The following is a 17,852-nucleotide window of genomic DNA, read 5'->3' on the forward strand; positions in this document are numbered from 1 at the left end:
TCCTGGCGGGCCACCGTGCGCCGGTAGGCTCGCACCATGCTGCGCGTGGGCGTCCTCGGTGCGAGCGGACGGCTCGGCGCCGCCGCCGTCGCCGCGATCGACTCGGTCGAGGACCTCGAGGCGATCGTGCTCGATCCCCGCGGCGACCTCGACCTCGCGAGCGTCGACGTCGCGTTCGACGCGACGATCCTCGCCGCATCCGAGCGCATCGTCGCTGCGGCCGTCGCCCAGGGGGTGCCGATCGTGGTCGGCACGAGCGGCTGGAGCGCCGCGCGCGTGGATGCGCTCCGCGAGGCGGGGGCGACGGGCGTGCGCGTCGTGCCCAACTTCTCGATCGGCTCCGTCGTCGGCACGCACCTCGCGACGATCGCCGCACGCCACCTCGGCGCGATCGAGATCGTCGAGACGCACCACGAGCGCAAGGTGGATGCGCCCAGCGGCACCGCCGTGCGCACGGCCGAGGCCATCGGCGCGGTGCGCGCCGTCGAGGCGCCGACGCCCGACGAGCCCGGCCGCGGCACGCTCGTCGCGGGCATCCCGGTGCACGCGCTGCGCCTGCCGGGCGTGAGCGCGCGCCAGGAGGTCATCCTCGGCGGCACGGGCGAGACGCTCACGATCCGCCACGACACGCTCGGGCACGACGCGTACGCCGCGGGCATCCTGCTCGCGCTGCGCGCCGAGGCCCCCGCCGACGTCGTCGTCGGACTCGACGACCTGCTCGGGCTGCGGGCCCCCGCGTGAGCCGCGCGTTCGCATGGGTCATGGGCGCCGTCCTGGCGCTCTACATCGGCCTCGCCGGCTCCTGGGCCGTGCAGCTCATGGCGAGCGGCGAGCCGCTCGGCATCGGTCTCGGCATCGCGCTCGTCGTGCTGGCGGGCATCGGCGCGTGGGCGCTCGTGACCGAGCTCGTGTTCGGCGTGCGCCTCGACCGGCTCGTGCGACGGCTGGATGCGGCCGGCGGCATGCCGACGCCGCTGCCGAAGGCGCCGAGCGGCCGCGCGGACAAGGACGCGGCCGACGACGCGTTCCCGGTCGCGAAGGCCGACGTCGAGGCGAACCCCGAGTCGTGGGAGTCGTGGCTGCGGCTGTCGATGGCGTACGACGCCGCTCGCGACCGCCGCCGCGCCCGCAAGGCCGCGCGCGAGTCCATCCGCCTCAGCCGCGCCTGAGCCCGTCCGACTGCGTCGATCCGCGCCACGGGGCGCACCGGGTGCCAGACTGGGAGCCATCATGAGCCAGCCCTACGAGACCCTCCTCGCCGACGTCCTCGCGAACGGCGTCGCGAAGGGCGACCGCACCGGCACCGGCACGCGCAGCGTGTTCGGTCGACAGCTCCGCTACGACCTCGCCGAGGGATTCCCCCTCGTCACGACGAAGCGCGTGCACTTCAAGTCGGTGGCGCTCGAGCTGCTGTGGTTCCTGCGCGGCGACTCGAACGTGCGCTGGCTCCAGGAGCGCGGCGTGACGATCTGGGACGAGTGGGCGGATGCCGACGGCGACCTCGGCCCCGTGTACGGCGTGCAGTGGCGCTCGTGGCCCACGCCGTCTGGCGAGTCGATCGACCAGCTCTCGCAGCTCGTCGAGCAGATCCGCGCGAACCCCGACTCGCGCAGGCTCATCGTCTCGGCGTGGAACCCGGCCGACATCCCCTCGATGGCGCTCGCGCCGTGCCACGCGTTCTTCCAGGTCTTCGTCGCCGACGGCCGCCTGTCGCTGCAGATCTACCAGCGCTCCGCCGACATGTTCCTCGGCGTGCCCTTCAACATCGCCTCCTATGCGCTGCTGACGCACATGCTCGCGCAGCAGACGGGCCTCGAGGTGGGCGAGCTCGTGTGGACGGGCGGCGACTGCCACATCTACGACAACCACGTCGAGCAGGTCGAGCGGCAGCTGAGCCGCGAGCCGTATCCGCTGCCGACGCTGCGCTTCGCGCGCACGCCGGACAGCATCCTCGACTACGAGTACGACGACATCGAGGTCGTCGGCTACGAGCACCACCCGGGCATCAAGGCGCCCGTCGCCGTCTGAGCGACGCACGCATGACGCAGCGCATCGGACTCATCTGGGCCGAGGCCCACGACCACGTCATCGGCGCGGGCGGCGACATGCCGTGGCGCCTGCCGGAGGACCTGCAGCGCTTCAAGCGCATCACGCTCGGCTCGCCCGTCGTCATGGGGCGTCGCACGTGGGAGTCGTTCGGCACGCCGCCCAGGCCGCTGCCCGGACGCACGAACGTCGTCATCTCGCGCGACGCGTCGTACGAGGCGCCCGGGGCGACGGTCGTCGCGACGCTGCACACGGCGCTCGACGTCGCGCGCATCGTCGCCGAGGAGGATGACGCCGAGACGATCTGGATCATCGGCGGCGGCCAGGTCTACCGGCAGGCGCTCGACCTCGCCGACACGATCGAGCTCACCGAGATCGACGCCGCCCTCGACGGCGACACCACCGCGCCGGGGCTCGGCCCCGAGTGGGCGACGCTCGTGCTCGACCCCGCGGAGGGGTGGCACGAGTCGAAGGGCGGCCTGCGCTACCGCTTCCGCACCCTCACGCGCGTCAGCGGAACCTGAGCTGCCAGGGTCCGTTGACCTCGACGATCACCACGGACGGCCCGGTGCGCAGCACGTTGCCCGCGACGCCGGAGCTGAGGTTCGGTCGCCACGAGCCCCATGGGTCGCGCGCGACGTCGAGCACCCTGCCGAACCCCGGCGCGGTGACGGTGAAGTCGTAGGCGGAGGTGCCGCCACCCCACACGAAGACGGCGCTCGCCTCCCCGGAGGCGGTCGCACCGATCATCGGAAGGCTGCGCACATCGGAGATGCGAGCAGTCCAGCCGGCCTCGTAGGCGGAGACCTGCACGGAGGAGACGCGCTGGGGAAGGCTGGACTGCTGCAGGAAGCCGCTCGCCGACATGCCGGAGCCACCCGCGAGCACGACGGGTCTCCCATCGCTGGATGGCGCGGAGACCCAGGCTTGGCTGGCGCTCCGACCCGACGTCACAGCGATGGTCACGACGATGCCATCGACGTTCGACGGGACTGCGATCGAGCCACCGCCGAAGCCCGACACCTCGTAGGGCTCGAACGTGCCGAACTGGTTCGCCAGCGCCTGGTGCGTCGGCGACAGGGGCGCAGGCGGCAGCGGGCACGCGGTGAGCGCGAGCGACGCGTCGGACAGCGCCGACCGTCCGCCGACGCCGATGGCCGCGTACACGCCGTACGGGCCGAGGATGCGCGACTCGATCGCGGATGCCACGCCGTCGTCGCACGACGGTGGAGCGAGCAGCAGCGGTCGGCCCGAGGCTGCGGAGAGCACCGCGGCACCCAGCGCATCGGGGAAGGCAGCACCCGACGCGACCAGCACCGTCGACGCCCAATCCTGCGGCCATGTCGCGTCTGCGATCTCGATGGCCGTCGCGTAGCGGTTCGCGCCCGACAGTCGCGTGGCGGTCGAGCCGGCGAGCGTGCCGATCCAGTCGACGTCGGTCTGCGGCACGGCCGCCGGACCGCCGGCGACGAGCACCTCGCGACCGCCGAGCACGGGGGCGACGGAGTCGCGCCACGCCTGCGTCGACGCAGCGTCCGAGCCGTGCACGTCGAGCACGATGGGGGAGCCGTCGCGACCTGCCACGGCTGCTGCAGCGAGCGCGTCGGCGAACTGCCCGCCCGAGGCGACCCAGGCGCGGTCGGAGCCGGAGAGCTCGAGCAGCAGGTCGGCGACGACGAGCGACGTCTCGACGCGATTCGCGCCCGCGAGTCGATCGACGACGGCCGTCGGCAGCAGTCGCTGCACCTCGGCGAGCAGCCCGTCGGACAGCGCGGCGCTGCCGCCCACCAGCACGACCTCGCTCGGCGCGAGCTCGACGAGGCGGTCGCGCACGACCGTGGGGAGCGCGTCGGGGGCCGAGAGCAGCAGCTGGCCGTCGACCCACGACACGAGGGGTGCCGCCGACAGCGCGTCGGCGAAGCCCGTGCCCGACGCGAGGAAGACGACGTCGCCGGTGGCGGTGCGCTCGCGCGTCAGCTGCACCGACGTCTGCCAGCGGTCCGAGCCCGAGATGCGCGTCGTCGACGGCGCGGCGTCCGCGTCCGCCGCGGGCAGGGGCGCGACGATCGCTGCGCTCGCGATCGTGAGCGCAGCGGCGATGGATGCGATGGTGCGGCGCACGGAGGGCTCCCGTCGTGGTCGAGACGGGCCGAGGCCTGCGTCGCACCGAGCGTAACGTCGAGCGATCCTCAATCGAGGTGCTCGCGCGTCACGATGTCGTAACGCCGATCGCGCCCGACCCGCGATGCGTGCCGGCCGCGATCGGCCGGCACGAGGGCGATCATGGGGCGATGCGACCCGCGATAGCCTGGAGCACGTGATCCACAACCCCTTCGGCCAGGTCCTGGTCGCCCTCGTCACGCCGCTGCAGGCCGACGGAGAGGTCGACTGGCCGGGCGTCGAGCGACTCATCGACGACGTCGTGACCCAGGGCGCCGACGGCATCGTGGTCTCGGGCACCACCGGCGAGACGTCGACGCTCACCGACCCCGAGAAGATCCGGCTCGTCGAGGTGGCCAAGTCGGTCGCCGGCGACCGCGCCAAGGTGATCCAGGGCGGCGGCTCCAACGAGACCGCCCACGCGATCGACCTGTACCGCCAGGCGGAGCGCGCCGGCGCCGACGGCGTCATGATCGTGACCCCGTACTACAACAAGCCGACGCAGGCGGGCCTGCTCACGCACTTCCGCATGATCGCGGATGCGACCGACCTGCCCGTGATCCTCTACGACATCCCCGGCCGCACGGGCGTGCCCATCCGGTACGAGACGATCCTGCGCGCCGCGAAGCACCCGAACATCCTCGCCGTGAAGGACGCCAAGGGCGACCTCGCCGAGGTGAGCCGCGTGCTCAACCAGACCGACCTGCTCTACTTCTCCGGCGACGACGCCATGGTGCTCCCGCACCTGTCGGTCGGCGCCGTGGGACTCATCGGCGTGACGGCGAACATCGCCCCGCGCCCCTACCGCACGATCATCGACGCCGTGAACGCCGGCGACCTGCACACCGCGCAGGCGCAGCACAAGGCGCTCGAGCCGCTCGTGCGAGCGACCATGACGCATGTCCCCGGCACGGTCGCGACCAAGTACATCCTGCACGCGCTCGGCCGCATCGGCAGCCCGCGCGTGCGCCTGCCGCTCGTCGGTCCCGAGGACTCCGAGGCAGCGCTCATCGAGGACGAGATCGCGCTCGTGCGCGACATCGACGGCCTCGACCTCTCTCGGTTCCGGCCCGATCGGAACGCGGCAGCGGGCGGAGCGCTCCCGAAGGTCCACGGCACGACGCGCTGACACCACGAGGAGGCCCATGACGGCCATCGCACAGCCGGCTCCACTCGAGCCCGGCACCCTTCGCATCATCCCGCTCGGCGGCCTCGGCGAGGTCGGCCGCAACATGACGGTCTTCGAGATCGACGGTCGCCTGCTCATCGTCGACTGCGGCGTGCTGTTCCCCGAGGAGCACCAGCCCGGCGTCGACCTGATCCTGCCCGACTTCGGCCCGATCCGAGACCGCCTCGACGACGTCGAGGCCGTCGTGCTCACGCACGGCCACGAGGACCACATCGGCGCCGTCCCGTACCTGCTGAAGCTGCGCCAGGACATCCCGCTCATCGGCTCGCAGCTCACGCTCGCGCTCGTCGAGGCGAAGCTCAAGGAGCACCGCATCAAGCCCTACACGCACACGGTGCGCGAGGGCGGGACCGAGCAGCTCGGGCCGTTCGGCCTCGAGTTCATCGCGGTGAACCACTCGATCCCGGATGCCCTGGCCGTCGCGATCCGCACCAAGGCCGGCCTCGCGCTCGTCACGGGCGACTTCAAGATGGACCAGCTGCCGCTCGACGACCGCATCACCGACCTGCGCGCGTTCGCACGGCTCGGCGAGGAGGGCGTGGATGCGTTCCTCGTCGACTCGACGAACGCCGACGTGCCCGGCTTCACCGCGCCCGAGCGGGGCATCGGTCCCGTGCTCGAGCAGGTCATCGCCGCGACCCAGGGCAAGGTCGTCGTCGCATCGTTCTCGAGCCACGTGCACCGCGTGCAGCAGGTGCTCGACGCCGCCCACGCGCACGGCCGCCGCGTCGCGTTCATGGGGCGCTCGATGGTGCGCAACATGGGCATCGCCGCCGACCTCGGCTACCTGACGGTGCCCGACGGCGTGCTCATCGACGCCAAGAAGGCGCACGACCTGCCCGAGTCGAAGATCGTCTTCATGTCGACGGGCTCGCAGGGCGAGCCGATGGCGGTGCTGTCGCGCATCGCGAACGGCGAGCACCAGATCACGGTGGGCGAGCGCGACACGGTCATCCTCGCCTCGAGCCTCATCCCCGGCAACGAGAACGCCGTCTACCGCGTCATCAACGGCCTCATGAAGCTCGGCGCCAACGTCGTGCACAAGGGCAACGCGAAGGTGCACGTCTCCGGCCACGCGTCGGCGGGCGAGCTGCTGTACTGCTACAACATCCTCGGTCCGCGCAACGTCATCCCCGTGCACGGCGAGTTCCGCCACCTGCACGCGGCCGCGTCGCTCGCACGCCAGACGGGCGTGCCGCACGAGCGCGCGTTCGTCGGCGAGAACGGCACCGTCTGGGACATGCGCGACGGCGACATCCGCGTCGCAGGCCAGGTCGAGATCGGCTTCGTCTACGTCGACGGCTCGTCGGTGGGTCGTCTCGACGACGCCGACCTCAAGGACCGCCGCACCCTCGCCGAGGAGGGCTTCATCTCGATCTTCGTCGCGATCGAGACGCAGACGGGCAAGTGCGTCGTCGGCCCCGAGATCCACGCGCGCGGCTTCGCCGAGGACGACTCGATCTTCGACGAGATCCGCCCGAAGATCGTGAAGGCGCTCGAGGAGGCTGCGGGCCAGGGCGTGCGCGACACGCACCAGTTCTCGCAGACCGTGCGCCGCACCGTCGGTCGCTGGGTCGGCACGCGCATCCGCCGCCGGCCGATGATCGTGCCGGTCGTCATCGAGGCCTGACGCCTCGAGCCCGTCGTGACCGAAGCGTGACCCGTTCTCGTCCGTGCGGATGAGGCGGGCTCGCAGGGCCCGCCCATAGCCTCGCTCCTGGCCGCCGAACGCGCGTGCCAGGGACGAGGCGGGCATGAGCGCTGACGACGGTCGGATCGACGAGGTGGATGGGGCGGCGACGCCCGAGGAGCGGCCGCAGCACGCGGCCGACGACCGCCGTGCGGCCGCCGCGCAGCGCCGCCTCGAGGCTGCGGAGCGCAAGGCCTCCAAGCGGGCCGAGCGGCAGTCGCGCGGACCGGGCGTGTGGCGCACGATCGTGTGGCCCGTCCTCCGCCTCGCGGTCTTCGCCGTCATCGCCGTCGCGCTCGTGAAGGTCGCGTTCTTCCCCGACCCGTCGGCGTCCGAGGCGGGCGTCGACCTGCCGCCGACCGCGTCGATGGAGGAGCCGCTCGTCGCCGCCGCCGTCGGCACCGTGCGCAACGACCTGTCGCTCACCGGTCAGGTGCTGCCCGACGACGCCGTGGCGGTGCGCTCGACGCAGACCGGCACCGTGTCGCGCATCCTCGCGTCGAACGGCCAGGGCGTGTCGGCCGGCAGCGAGCTGTACGTCGTGCGCGTCGAGACGCAGGCGACGCAGCCGAACGAGGACGGCTCGCTGCCGGCGCCGACCGTGCGACTCTTCACGATCACCTCGCCGGCCGCTGGCGTGCTCACGGGCTTCGAGGTGCTGCTGAACCAGGAGCTGCAGGTCGGCACCGAGACCGGCTCGGTGCAACCGGCGACGTTCCACGTCGACGCGCCGCTCACGGCGCAGGAGCAGTACCGGCTCACGACGCAGCCGACCGAGGCGCAGGTGCAGATCCCCGGCGGTCCCGCGCCCTTCACGTGCACGAGCCTGCAGGTGCTGCAGCCCGCGACGGGCTCGAGCGGTGGCGCGACGGGTGGCGAGGGCGCCACGGGCGTCTCGACGGCGACGGCGCGCTGCCAGGTGCCGGGCGAGGTGCGGGTGTTCTCGGGCCTCGCGGCCGACGTGACCATCGCGGGCGGCGTCGCCGAGGGCGTGCTCACGCTGCCGACGACCGCCGTGCTCGGCAGCGCCGACACCGGCCGCGTCGTGCGCATCGGCGCCGACGGTGCGCAAGAGGAGGCGCAGGTCGAGCTCGGCCTCACCGACGGCCAGACGATCGAGATCCGCAGCGGCCTCGCCGAGGGCGAGCAGGTGCTGCAGTTCGTGCCGGGCGGCGAGCCGATCGACGACCCGTGCGCCGATCCCATGTCGCCCACGTTCGACCCGATGCTGTGCGGCGAGGTCGCGCCGTGACGCTGCTGACGCTCGAGGACGTCACGCGCCACGTGACGCTGCCGGACGCGCCGCCGCTGCAGATCCTGCGCGGCATCGACCTCGCGGTGGATGCGGGCGATCGGGTGTCGATCGTCGGCCGCTCGGGCTCCGGCAAGTCGACGCTGCTCAACATCCTCGGGCTGCTCGACCAGCCGACCACGGGCAGGATGCGCTTCGACGACGAGCCCGTGCTGCTCATGTCGGCCAGGCGCCGCGACAGGCTGCGCGCCCTCTCGGTCGGGTTCGTGTTCCAGCAGTTCCACCTCATCGAGGGGCTCACGGCGCTCGAGAACGTGCAGATGCCGCTGCTCTACGGCTCGGGCACGCACTTCTGGCGACGCGATCGCCTCGCGCGCGACATGCTCGACCGCGTGTCGCTCGGGCACCGCGCCGACTCGCAGGTCACGACGCTGTCGGGCGGCGAGCAGCAGCGCGTCGCGATCGCGAGGGCGCTCGTGCGCTCGCCGCGCCTCATCCTCGCCGACGAGCCGACGGGCGCCCTCGACCTCGAGACCGGCGCGCAGATCATGGACCTGCTCGAGTCCGTCGCCCGCGACTCGCATGCGGCGCTCGTCACGATCACGCACGACGTCAACGTCGCGGCTCGCGCCGAGCGGATGCACCGGCTCGACGCCGGCGTGCTCTCGCCCGCCGAGCAGGTCGCGGAGGTCGCGGCATGAGGGTGATCGCGGCGACGTTCGTCGAGGCGATCGCGCAGCTGCGCATCCACCGCGTCCGCGTGATGCTGAGCCTCGTCGGCGTCGCCGTCGCCGTGGCGGCGCTCACGGCGTCGGTCGCGATGGGCGACATCGTGCGGCAGACGTCGATCGAGTCGATGGAGGAGTCGTCGGGCAGGCCCGCGACGTTCGGCTTCTCGGCGTACGCGATGCAGGGCGATCCCCTCGACGCCGATGCGCTCGTCGAGGAGGCCGAGGCGATCGCCGAGCGCTACGACATCCGCTACATGAGCCCCGTCATGTGGCTCGGCGGCGTCGTGCAGCTCGGCGACGTGCGCACCGACGCCCAGGTGCTGGGCGTCGGCCCCGACTACCAGACGATGCATCGCATCGAGCTCGCCGAGGGCCGCTGGTTCGTGGACTCCGACGCCGAGCGCCTCGCGCCGCCCGTCATCGTGAACCGGGACGTCATGGACATGCTGGGCGCGAGCAGCGTCGACCAGCATCCGACGATCGCGATGCCCGACGGCTCGACGGCCGTGGTCGTCGGCGTCGTCGAGGGCGCGATGTACTCCGGCTTCCCGTATCTCTTCGCGCTGCCGGACACGGCGGCCGCGCTCTCGGGCGCGGATCCCGCGTACGTGCAGCCCACGATCGAGATGTGGGTGCCGGAGGAGTCGGCGGACGCGGTGCAGACGATGGTGACGAGGGATCTGCGAGGGGCCTTCCCCGACGCGCAGGTCGACTCGTACCGGCAGGACTACGCCGCGTACTTCGACCCGGCGAACGATCCGACGGCGTTCGTGCAGCAGATCCTGCTGGGCATCTCGGGCGTCGTGCTGCTGCTCGGCGCGCTGAGCCTCGTGAACATCGCCGTCATCACGGTGCGGCATCGCGTGCGCGAGCTCGGCATCCGCCGCGCGTTCGGCGCGAGCCTGTCCCGGGTGTTCGTCGGGGTCATGCTCGAGTCCGTGGTCGGCACCGTCGTCGCGGGCGTCGTCGGCATCATGCTCGTCGTGCTCGCGTACCGGCTGCTGCTCGTCGAGCAGGTCCTCCCGCTGGGGCTGCCGGGCGACCTGCCCGCCTTCCCCGTCTGGGCGGCCGTGGTGGGCCTCGTGGTCGCGACGGCCGTCGGCGCGATCGCCGGCATCATCCCGGCCGTCGTCGCCGTGCGGTCGAAGGTCATCGACGCCATCCGGTTCTGATGCTCGGTGCCGCCGTGCCGCATCGCGACCCGCGTGTCGCGGTGCGGCACGGTGCGCCTCACGGGCAGCGCGCCGCCGCGCGGCTACCGTGACGGCATGGTCACCACGAAGCCGACGCGCACGCCTGCCGCCAAGCGCGCGACCTCGAAGACGCAGTCCTCGAAGACGTCCGCGCGCGGGCAGTCGTCGACGCGCGCGCAGACGAAGGTCCTGCCCGCAGCCGAGGAGCGCGCGAACCCGCTCGCGCGCGCCTGGATGGGCCTCGCGCACCTCGCCGGCGGCACCGCCCGCGTGTTCGGTCGCGAGTCGCTCGCGAAGGAGGAGCGCCGCGACGGCGTGCCGTTCCTGCTCACGCTGCTGGCGCTCGCCGGCGCGGTCGTCGAGTGGATCCTGCCGGCGAACCCCGTGACGGGCGCGCTGAGCGACTTCACGTTCGGCGGCCTCCTCGGCCAGGTCGCGCTCGCGCTGCCCGTCGTGCTCGCGCTGCTGGCGCTGTGGATGTTCCGCCACCCCGCGTCGGTCGCCGACAACGGCCGCGTCGGCGTGGGCCTCGTCATGCTGCTCGTGTCCGTGGCGACGCTGTGCCACGTCACGCTCGGCGAGCCGCAGGCCTCGGCGGGCCTGCCCGCGGTCGCGACGGCGGGCGGCATCCTCGGCTGGCTCGTCGCCACGCCCATCGCCGCCCTCATCACGTCCGTCGGCGCCGGCATCGTCGCGGCCCTGCTCATCGCGGTCTCGATCCTCGTCGTCACCGCGACGCCGCCGAACCGCATCGTGCAGCGCGTCGGCGACCTGTACCGCTACCTCTTCGGCATGGACCCCGAGACCGAGGACGAGCGCGAGCGCCGCCGCGCGGAGCGGCTCGCTGCTCGCGCCGAGCGCGAGGGCGACGCCGAGGAGGGCGGCGACGACGAGTCCCTGCCGTTCTGGCGTCGCAACGCCACCGGCCGCGAGGTCGATCCCGCCTACGACACCCCCGTCATGGTCGACCGCGGCACCGGTGAGCTCACGGGCCCCGCCCCCATCGCCGCCTCCGACGACGCGACGAGCGTGCTCGAGCAGTGGGCCGAGCAGGACGCCTACGAGACCGAGGTGCTCGGGCACCTCGAGCACGCCGAGGAGGCCGTGCGCCGCATCACGGGCGAGGCGCCCGCGCTCGAGCCCGAGCCCGTCGAGCCCGAGGGCATGCAGCCGCTCGCCGGCCCGCCCACCGACCGCCCGTACCGCCTGCCGAGCATCCAGTCGCTGAACCAGGGCGAGCCCGGCAAGTCGCGCTCGCAGGCGAACGACGACATGGTCGCCGCCATCACGGGCGTGCTCGACAACTTCAAGGTCGACGCCCGCGTCACGGGCTTCTCGCGCGGCCCGACCGTCACGCGCTACGAGATCGAGGTCGGCCAGGGCGTGAAGGTCGAGCGCGTCACGGCGCTCTCGAACAACCTCGCCTACGCCGTCGCCTCGAACGAGGTGCGCATCCTCGCGCCGATCCCCGGCAAGTCGGCGATCGGCGTCGAGATCCCGAACCCCGACCGCGAGACCGTGAAGCTCGGCGACGTGCTGCGCTCGAAGCGCGCCACCACGTCGACGCACCCCATGACGATCGGCATCGGCAAGGACGTCGAGGGCGGCTTCGTCGTCGCGAACCTCGCGAAGATGCCGCACCTGCTCGTCGCGGGCTCGACGGGCTCCGGCAAGTCGTCGTTCGTGAACTCGATGATCACGTCGATCCTCATGCGCGCGAAGCCGTCGGAGGTGCGCATGGTGCTCGTCGACCCCAAGCGCGTCGAGCTCACCGCCTACCAGGGCGTGCCGCACCTCATCACGCCCATCATCACGAACCCCAAGAAGGCGGCCGAGGCGCTGCAGTGGGTCGTGAAGGAGATGGACATGCGCTACGACGACCTCGCGTCGTTCGGCTTCCGGCACATCGACGACTTCAACACCGCCGTGCGCGAGGGCTCGCTCGCCCTGCCGCCCGGCAGCGAGCGCGTGCTCAAGCCGTATCCGTACCTGCTCGTCGTCGTCGACGAGCTCGCCGACCTCATGATGGTCGCGCCGCGCGACGTCGAGGACTCGATCGTGCGCATCACGCAGCTCGCGCGCGCCGCCGGCATCCACCTCGTGCTCGCGACGCAGCGCCCGTCGGTCGACGTCGTCACGGGACTCATCAAGGCCAACGTGCCGTCGCGCTTCGCGTTCGCGGTGTCGAGCGTGACCGACTCGCGCGTCATCCTCGACCAGCCGGGCGCCGACAAGCTCATCGGCCAGGGCGACGGCCTCTTCCTGCCCATGGGCTCGTCGAAGGCCATGCGCGTGCAGGGCGCGTGGGTCGACGAGGCCGAGATCGCCCGCGTCGTGCAGCACGTCACGGGGCAGGCGCAGCCCGACTACCGCCAGGACGTCGAGGAGGTGGCGACGAAGAAGGAGATCGACGCCGACATCGGCGACGACCTCGAGGACCTGTGCGCCGCGGCCGAGCTCGTCATCACGACGCAGTTCGGGTCGACCTCGATGCTGCAGCGCAAGCTGCGCGTGGGCTTCGCCAAGGCCGGCCGCCTCATGGACCTCATGGAGAGCCGCGAGATCGTCGGCCCGTCGGAGGGCTCGAAGGCGCGCGACGTGCTCGTGCCGCCGGACGGCCTGGCCGCCGTGCTCGCGTCGCTGCGCGGCGACGCGCCGCCCGCCGCCGCGCCCGCGGCCCCGGCGCCGCAGCGCGACCTCGTCGCGGAGGCCGAGGCGGAGGCGAACCGCGGGCTCGAGGTCGTCGACGGCGGCGACGACGACTCCGAGGACGCCTGGGGGCTCACGGGTCGCGACTGACCGGGTCGGATGCGCGAGTAGCCTGAGAGCATGAGCATCCTGAGCCCGTGGCGCGGCCGCGTCTGGGCTCGTGGCGAGACCCCTGCGTCGGTCGCGAGCGTCCCGAACCTCATCTCGGTCGTGCGCGTCGTGCTCACGCCGCTGTTCGTGTGGCTCGTGCTCGACGACGCCGGCGAGATGGGCTCGACGCGCGTCGTCGCGGCCGTGCTGTTCATCGTGCTCATCGCGACCGACTTCGTCGACGGGCACATCGCGCGCAGCCGCAACCTCGTCACCGACTTCGGCAAGCTCTTCGACCCCATCGCCGACAAGGCCATCACGGGCGCCGGCTTCGTCGTGCTCTCGATCCTCGGCGAGCTGCCGTGGTGGATCACGATCCTCGTGCTCGTGCGCGAGATCGGCATCACGGTGCATCGCCTCGCCATCGCGAGCGACGTCGTCATCCCCGCGACCTGGCCCGGCAAGGCGAAGACGTGGGCGCAGGCGGTCGCACTGTCGGCGGCGCTGCTGCCGCTGGCGGCGTGGATCGGCGAGACGCCGGCCGGCATCGTGCACGTCGTCACGATGACGATCGCCGTCGTGCTCACGATCGTCTCGGGCCTCGAGTACGTCTGGCACGTGCGGCCGCGTCGGCGATGACCGCCGCCGACGTCGTGCGCCTCGCTCGCGAGGCGGGGGCGACGATCGCGGTCGCCGAGTCGCTCACGGGCGGCGCGCTCGCGAGCGCGATCGTCGACGTGCCCGGCGCCTCGGCGGTGCTGCGCCTGGGCGTCGTCGCGTACGACACGGCCATGAAGGCGTCGGTGCTGGGCGTCGACGCCGCGCTGCTCGCCGAGCGCGGCGCCGTCGACGGCGAGGTCGCGGCACGGATGGCCGTGGGCGCTCGGCTGCTCGCCGACGTGGGCGGGCCCGCGACGATCGGCGTCGCGACGACGGGCGTCGCCGGCCCCGAGCCGCAGGACGGGCACGCCGTGGGGGAGGTGCACGTGGGCCTCGCGACCGCCGACGGCGCCCGCTCGATCCGGCTCGACCTCGCAGGGGACCGTGCCGGGATCCGTGCGGCGACGGTCGCTGCGGCCCTCGACGCGCTCGCGGCGGAGCTCGCGGCACCGCCGCCCACGATCACAGCCCATCCATAGGCGCGGTGGGGTCCGAACTGGAATACGAGATGTGACACTGACGTTGTCAGATCTTGGCGGGGCGACAGCGGTAGGCTGGTCGTCCGCCGAGGGTGAAGGGGGATCCCATGGTGTTGCTGAGACAGGAGCTGGGCGACGTGCTGCGCGACGTGCGCCTGCAGCAGGGGCGCACGCTGCGCCAGGTCGCGTCGCGTGCTTCGGTCGCGCTCGGCTACCTCTCCGAGGTGGAGCGCGGTCAGAAAGAGGCGTCGAGCGAGATCCTCGCCGCCGTCGCAGAGGCGCTCGAGGTGCCGCTGTCGAGCATCCTGCGAGAGGTGGGGGACCGTCTCGCGGTGATGGAGGGCATCGAGGTGCCCGCGCTCGACCCCGCGCTGCAGCGCATCCCGGACGCCGTGCCCGACGAGCTCGTCCGCGAGCTGTCGTCGTACGCCGGCTGACGCGCGCAGACCAGACCAGACCATCGAGGAGGGGCCGCGACCGCGGCCCCTCCTCGTCTATCGTGAGGGACCATGCGCACGAGCGAGCTCCAGCGAGCGGTCGACGACGAGTTCGGCCGCCTCGGCGCCGTGCTGCTCGCCGACCAGGTGCTGCCCGGCCTCGATGGCCGCACGGGCGAGCAGGCGCTCGCCGACGGCGTCGCGCCGCGCGACGTCTGGCTCGCGCTGTGCGAGGCGCAGGACGTGCCGGCATCGCGCCGGCACGGCGCCGGTCGACGCGCGCCGCTGCGCTGACGCGCGCCCGGGTCGGGGCGACACGCCGCATCCGCGTTCGAAGATCCGTTCGAACCCGTCGTACGCTGATCCCGCAGCGTTCCACAGCCCGGCGCTCTGCACAGCAGGGCCATCCGCCGACCGAGTGTCGGCGGTCCCGCCTAGCGTGATCCGGGTCAAGGAACGCCGCCGGTCACCCCGGTGGCTGCGCCCGGCCGAGCATCGGCTGCCTGTGGGCGAGCGGACACGACAGAAGGGTTCAAGGATGCCTACGCAAGCAGATCGCGAGAAGTCGCTGGAGGCGGCGCTCGCCCAGATCGACAAGCAGTTCGGCAAGGGCACGGTCATGCGCCTCGGCAGCGACGAGCGCGCACCCGTCGAGGTGATCCAGACGGGCTCGATCGCCCTCGACGTCGCGCTCGGCATCGGTGGGCTCCCGCGTGGCCGCATCATCGAGATCTACGGCCCCGAGTCGTCGGGCAAGACCACGCTCACGCTCCACGCCATCGCGAACGCGCAGCGCAACGGCGGCATCGCGGCGTTCATCGACGCCGAGCACGCCCTCGACCCCGAGTACGCGAAGAAGCTCGGCGTCGACATCGACGCGCTCCTCGTCTCGCAGCCCGACACGGGCGAGCAGGCGCTCGAGATCGCCGACATGCTCGTGCGCTCGGGCTCGATCGACCTCGTCGTCATCGACTCCGTCGCGGCGCTGGTGCCGCGCGCCGAGATCGAGGGCGAGATGGGCGACAGTCACGTCGGCCTGCAGGCCCGCCTCATGTCGCAGGCGCTCCGCAAGCTCACCGGTGGTCTCAACCAGACGCAGACGACGATGATCTTCATCAACCAGCTGCGCGAGAAGATCGGCGTGTTCTTCGGCAGCCCCGAGACGACCGCCGGCGGCAAGGCGCTCAAGTTCTACGCCTCGGTGCGTCTCGACATCCGTCGCATCGAGACGCTGAAGGACGGCACCGACGCGGTCGGCAACCGCACGCGCGTCAAGGTCGTGAAGAACAAGATGGCGCCGCCCTTCAAGCAGGCGGAGTTCGACATCCTCTACGGCATCGGCATCTCGCGCGAGGGCAGCCTGATCGACTTCGGCGTCGACCACGGCATCGTGAAGAAGTCGGGCGCCTGGTACACCTACGACGGCGACCAGCTGGGCCAGGGCAAGGAGAAGGCGCGCGAGTTCCTGCGCGTCAACGCCGACATCGCGGCCGAGATCGAGACGAAGATCCTCACGAAGCTCGGCGTCGGCAAGGCCGCTGCGGCGCCCGTCGAGTCGCTCGACGAGCGTCGCGCGGAGCGCATGGGCGCATGAGGGTCGTCGACCTCGCCGAGGTGCGCGCCGCGAAGGCGCGCGCCTCGGACGAGGCGCTCGACGTCGCCCGGCGCGCACTCGGTCGCCGAGCGCTGAGCCGTGCCGAGGTCGCGAGGCGCCTCGACGAGCACGGCGTCGAGCCCGAGGATCGCGATGCCGCGCTCGATCGACTCGAGCAGGAGGGCGCGATCGACGATCGCGCGCTCGCCGAGTCCGTCGCGGAGCGCGTGCGCAGCCGCCGCAAGGCGGGGGCCCGCGTCGTCGAGCAGGAGCTCGCCCGCCGCGGCATCGACCAGGAGCACCGCACGGCGCCGCCCTCCGACGAGGACGAGCTCGAGCGTGCCGTGGCGCTCGCCGAGCAGCGGCTGCGTCGTGGCCCGATCGACGAGGTCGCCGAGCGTCGCGTCGCGGGCATGCTCGCGCGTCGGGGGTTCTCCTCGGGCATCTGCCGGCGCGCGATCGAGCAGGCTCGCGAGCGTCTCGGCGCGTCCGGCGCACGCTGAGCGCAGATTCAGCGGACGTTCACCGATCGTGCATCTGCCGAGGGCTATGGTGACCCCATGAAGACCTCGCGCCTCCTTGCGCTGCCTGCGATCGCTGCGGCAGCTGTGCTCACGATGACCGGCTGCTTCCAGCTGCCCGGCGCACCCACGACCCCCGGCACCACGACGCCCGCCGACGGCGGCAGCGGTGGCGGCGGCGAGTCGATCGACCTGGCCGGCACGAGCTGGAGCGGTGGCGACGGCGGCAACACCATGTCGTTCACCCTCAACGCCGACGGCACGGTCGACTTCTCCGAGTGGAACGAGCAGGGCGGCTTCGACGTCCCCGAGGACACGTGGGTCGTGTCGGGCTCCGACATCACGATCACGATCACGACGAACGAGGGCGACCTCGTCTTCACCGGCCCCGCCGCGACGGGTTCGATGAGCCTCGCGGGCTCGGGCACGGCAGCGGGCCAGACGCTCGACATCACGCAGGGCTGACGCCCTCCAGCAGCATCCTCACGAGGGCGACGGGCGCAGGCCCGTCGCCCTCGTGGCATGTCGCGCTCCGGTCAGGTGACACTCATGCGGCATGCAGGGTCCGACGAGCGGCCGGGCGTACGCTCGAGGCATGAAGCTCCCTCGCATCGCAGGCGTCGCAGCACTCGGCGCAGCGGCGGTCCTCACGCTCGCCGGCTGCATCCAGCTGCCCACGCCGCAGGCTCCCACGACCACCGACCCCGGCACGACCGAACCCGGCACGACCGACCCCGGCACGACGCCGGCGACGTCGGAGCCCGCGGCCGACCCGGGCGACGCGCTCGTCGACACGCAGTGGTCCGGCACGTCCAACGGCCCCGACAGCGCGATCGACGTCGTCTTCACGTTCGAGGACGACGGCACGCTCTACATCACCGAGTGGAGCGGTCAGGACGACACCCCGTTCGACGACCCCACGGACACGTGGTCGCTGGACGGCTCGACGCTCTCGCTCACCCTCTCGAACATCCAGGAGATCCGGCAGATCGACTTCACCGGCGAGTTCTCCGGCTCGTCGCCCATCCAGCTCACCGGCACCGACGGCCTCGGCGCCAGCGGCTACACGATGACCCTCACGCAGGGCTGATCGACCGCGAG

General features: G+C 72.4%; 19 protein-coding genes. 18 read left to right on the plus strand and 1 reads right to left on the minus strand.

The features are described from left to right. Positions 1–36 precede the first annotated feature (36 nt). The 4 genes from dapB to FS793_RS06755 all read left to right on the plus strand — a co-directional run bounded on the left by dapB (position 37) and on the right by FS793_RS06755 (position 2,570). Complete coding sequence (dapB, locus tag FS793_RS06740; RefSeq protein WP_144719641.1) at positions 37–741, plus strand: 4-hydroxy-tetrahydrodipicolinate reductase; 705 nt, start codon at positions 37–39, stop codon at positions 739–741. Between the two features lie 20 nt (positions 742–761). Then, complete coding sequence (locus tag FS793_RS06745) at positions 762–1,169, plus strand: hypothetical protein (protein ID WP_144719642.1); 408 nt, start codon at positions 762–764, stop codon at positions 1,167–1,169. A gap of 61 nt (positions 1,170–1,230) precedes the next feature. Beyond that, positions 1,231–2,028, plus strand: a complete 798-nt coding sequence (locus tag FS793_RS06750) for a thymidylate synthase (RefSeq protein WP_144719643.1) — start codon at positions 1,231–1,233, stop codon at positions 2,026–2,028. 11 nt (positions 2,029–2,039) lie between these two features. After that, the gene (locus tag FS793_RS06755) at positions 2,040–2,570 is read left to right on the plus strand and encodes a dihydrofolate reductase (protein ID WP_144719644.1); all 531 of its coding nucleotides are present in this window, start codon (positions 2,040–2,042) and stop codon (positions 2,568–2,570) included. On the opposite strand, the gene FS793_RS06760 is transcribed toward FS793_RS06755, so the two are convergent. Then, positions 2,557–4,167 (minus strand): cell wall-binding repeat-containing protein, encoded by a 1,611-nt coding sequence (locus FS793_RS06760; RefSeq protein ID WP_186329365.1) that lies wholly within the window; start codon positions 4,165–4,167, stop codon positions 2,557–2,559. The two genes, FS793_RS06755 and FS793_RS06760, sit on opposite strands and share 14 nt — an antisense overlap. Positions 4,168–4,363: 196 nt before the next feature. Here FS793_RS06760 and dapA point away from each other — a divergent pair, with 196 nt between their 5' ends. From dapA to FS793_RS06830, 14 genes are all read left to right on the plus strand, one after another. Beyond that, positions 4,364–5,335: a 4-hydroxy-tetrahydrodipicolinate synthase gene (gene dapA, locus FS793_RS06765; RefSeq protein WP_260980056.1), complete on the plus strand. Its 972-nt coding sequence runs from the start codon at positions 4,364–4,366 to the stop codon at positions 5,333–5,335. Between the two features lie 16 nt (positions 5,336–5,351). Beyond that, positions 5,352–7,025, plus strand: a complete 1,674-nt coding sequence (locus FS793_RS06770) for a ribonuclease J (RefSeq protein WP_144719647.1) — start codon at positions 5,352–5,354, stop codon at positions 7,023–7,025. Between the two features lie 124 nt (positions 7,026–7,149). Further along, positions 7,150–8,337, plus strand: a complete 1,188-nt coding sequence (locus FS793_RS06775; RefSeq protein ID WP_186329366.1) for an efflux RND transporter periplasmic adaptor subunit — start codon at positions 7,150–7,152, stop codon at positions 8,335–8,337. Beyond that, positions 8,334–9,038, plus strand: coding sequence for an ABC transporter ATP-binding protein (locus FS793_RS06780; RefSeq protein WP_144719648.1), 705 nt, complete (start codon positions 8,334–8,336; stop codon positions 9,036–9,038). The genes FS793_RS06775 and FS793_RS06780 overlap by 4 nt, the downstream gene beginning before the upstream one ends. Then, positions 9,035–10,240: an ABC transporter permease gene (locus FS793_RS06785; RefSeq protein WP_144719649.1), complete on the plus strand. Its 1,206-nt coding sequence runs from the start codon at positions 9,035–9,037 to the stop codon at positions 10,238–10,240. The genes FS793_RS06780 and FS793_RS06785 overlap by 4 nt, the downstream gene beginning before the upstream one ends. 96 nt (positions 10,241–10,336) lie before the next feature. Then, positions 10,337–13,060, plus strand: coding sequence for an FtsK/SpoIIIE family DNA translocase (locus FS793_RS06790; protein WP_144719650.1), 2,724 nt, complete (start codon positions 10,337–10,339; stop codon positions 13,058–13,060). Positions 13,061–13,090: 30 nt separating this feature from the next. Next, the gene (gene pgsA / locus FS793_RS06795) at positions 13,091–13,699 is read left to right on the plus strand and encodes a CDP-diacylglycerol--glycerol-3-phosphate 3-phosphatidyltransferase (RefSeq protein ID WP_144719651.1); all 609 of its coding nucleotides are present in this window, start codon (positions 13,091–13,093) and stop codon (positions 13,697–13,699) included. Next, positions 13,696–14,199, plus strand: a complete 504-nt coding sequence (locus FS793_RS06800) for a CinA family protein (protein ID WP_144719652.1) — start codon at positions 13,696–13,698, stop codon at positions 14,197–14,199. The genes pgsA and FS793_RS06800 overlap by 4 nt, the downstream gene beginning before the upstream one ends. 107 nt (positions 14,200–14,306) lie before the next feature. Continuing rightward, complete coding sequence (locus FS793_RS06805; protein ID WP_144719653.1) at positions 14,307–14,636, plus strand: helix-turn-helix domain-containing protein; 330 nt, start codon at positions 14,307–14,309, stop codon at positions 14,634–14,636. 72 nt (positions 14,637–14,708) lie between these two features. Further along, positions 14,709–14,930, plus strand: a complete 222-nt coding sequence (locus tag FS793_RS06810) for a DUF3046 domain-containing protein (protein WP_144719654.1) — start codon at positions 14,709–14,711, stop codon at positions 14,928–14,930. Positions 14,931–15,174: 244 nt separating this feature from the next. Then, positions 15,175–16,230, plus strand: coding sequence for a recombinase RecA (recA, locus tag FS793_RS06815; RefSeq protein WP_144719655.1), 1,056 nt, complete (start codon positions 15,175–15,177; stop codon positions 16,228–16,230). Then, positions 16,227–16,733: a regulatory protein RecX gene (locus tag FS793_RS06820; RefSeq protein WP_144719656.1), complete on the plus strand. Its 507-nt coding sequence runs from the start codon at positions 16,227–16,229 to the stop codon at positions 16,731–16,733. Before recA ends, FS793_RS06820 begins: the two co-directional genes overlap by 4 nt. A 57-nt stretch (positions 16,734–16,790) precedes the next feature. Beyond that, positions 16,791–17,216: a hypothetical protein gene (locus tag FS793_RS06825; protein ID WP_144719657.1), complete on the plus strand. Its 426-nt coding sequence runs from the start codon at positions 16,791–16,793 to the stop codon at positions 17,214–17,216. 130 nt (positions 17,217–17,346) lie between these two features. After that, positions 17,347–17,841: a hypothetical protein gene (locus FS793_RS06830; RefSeq protein WP_144719658.1), complete on the plus strand. Its 495-nt coding sequence runs from the start codon at positions 17,347–17,349 to the stop codon at positions 17,839–17,841. Positions 17,842–17,852 lie beyond the last annotated feature (11 nt).

The organism is Agrococcus jejuensis (genome assembly GCF_007679035.1).
In the GTDB taxonomy this organism is placed as follows: Bacteria; Actinomycetota; Actinomycetes; order Actinomycetales; family Microbacteriaceae; genus Agrococcus; species Agrococcus jejuensis_A.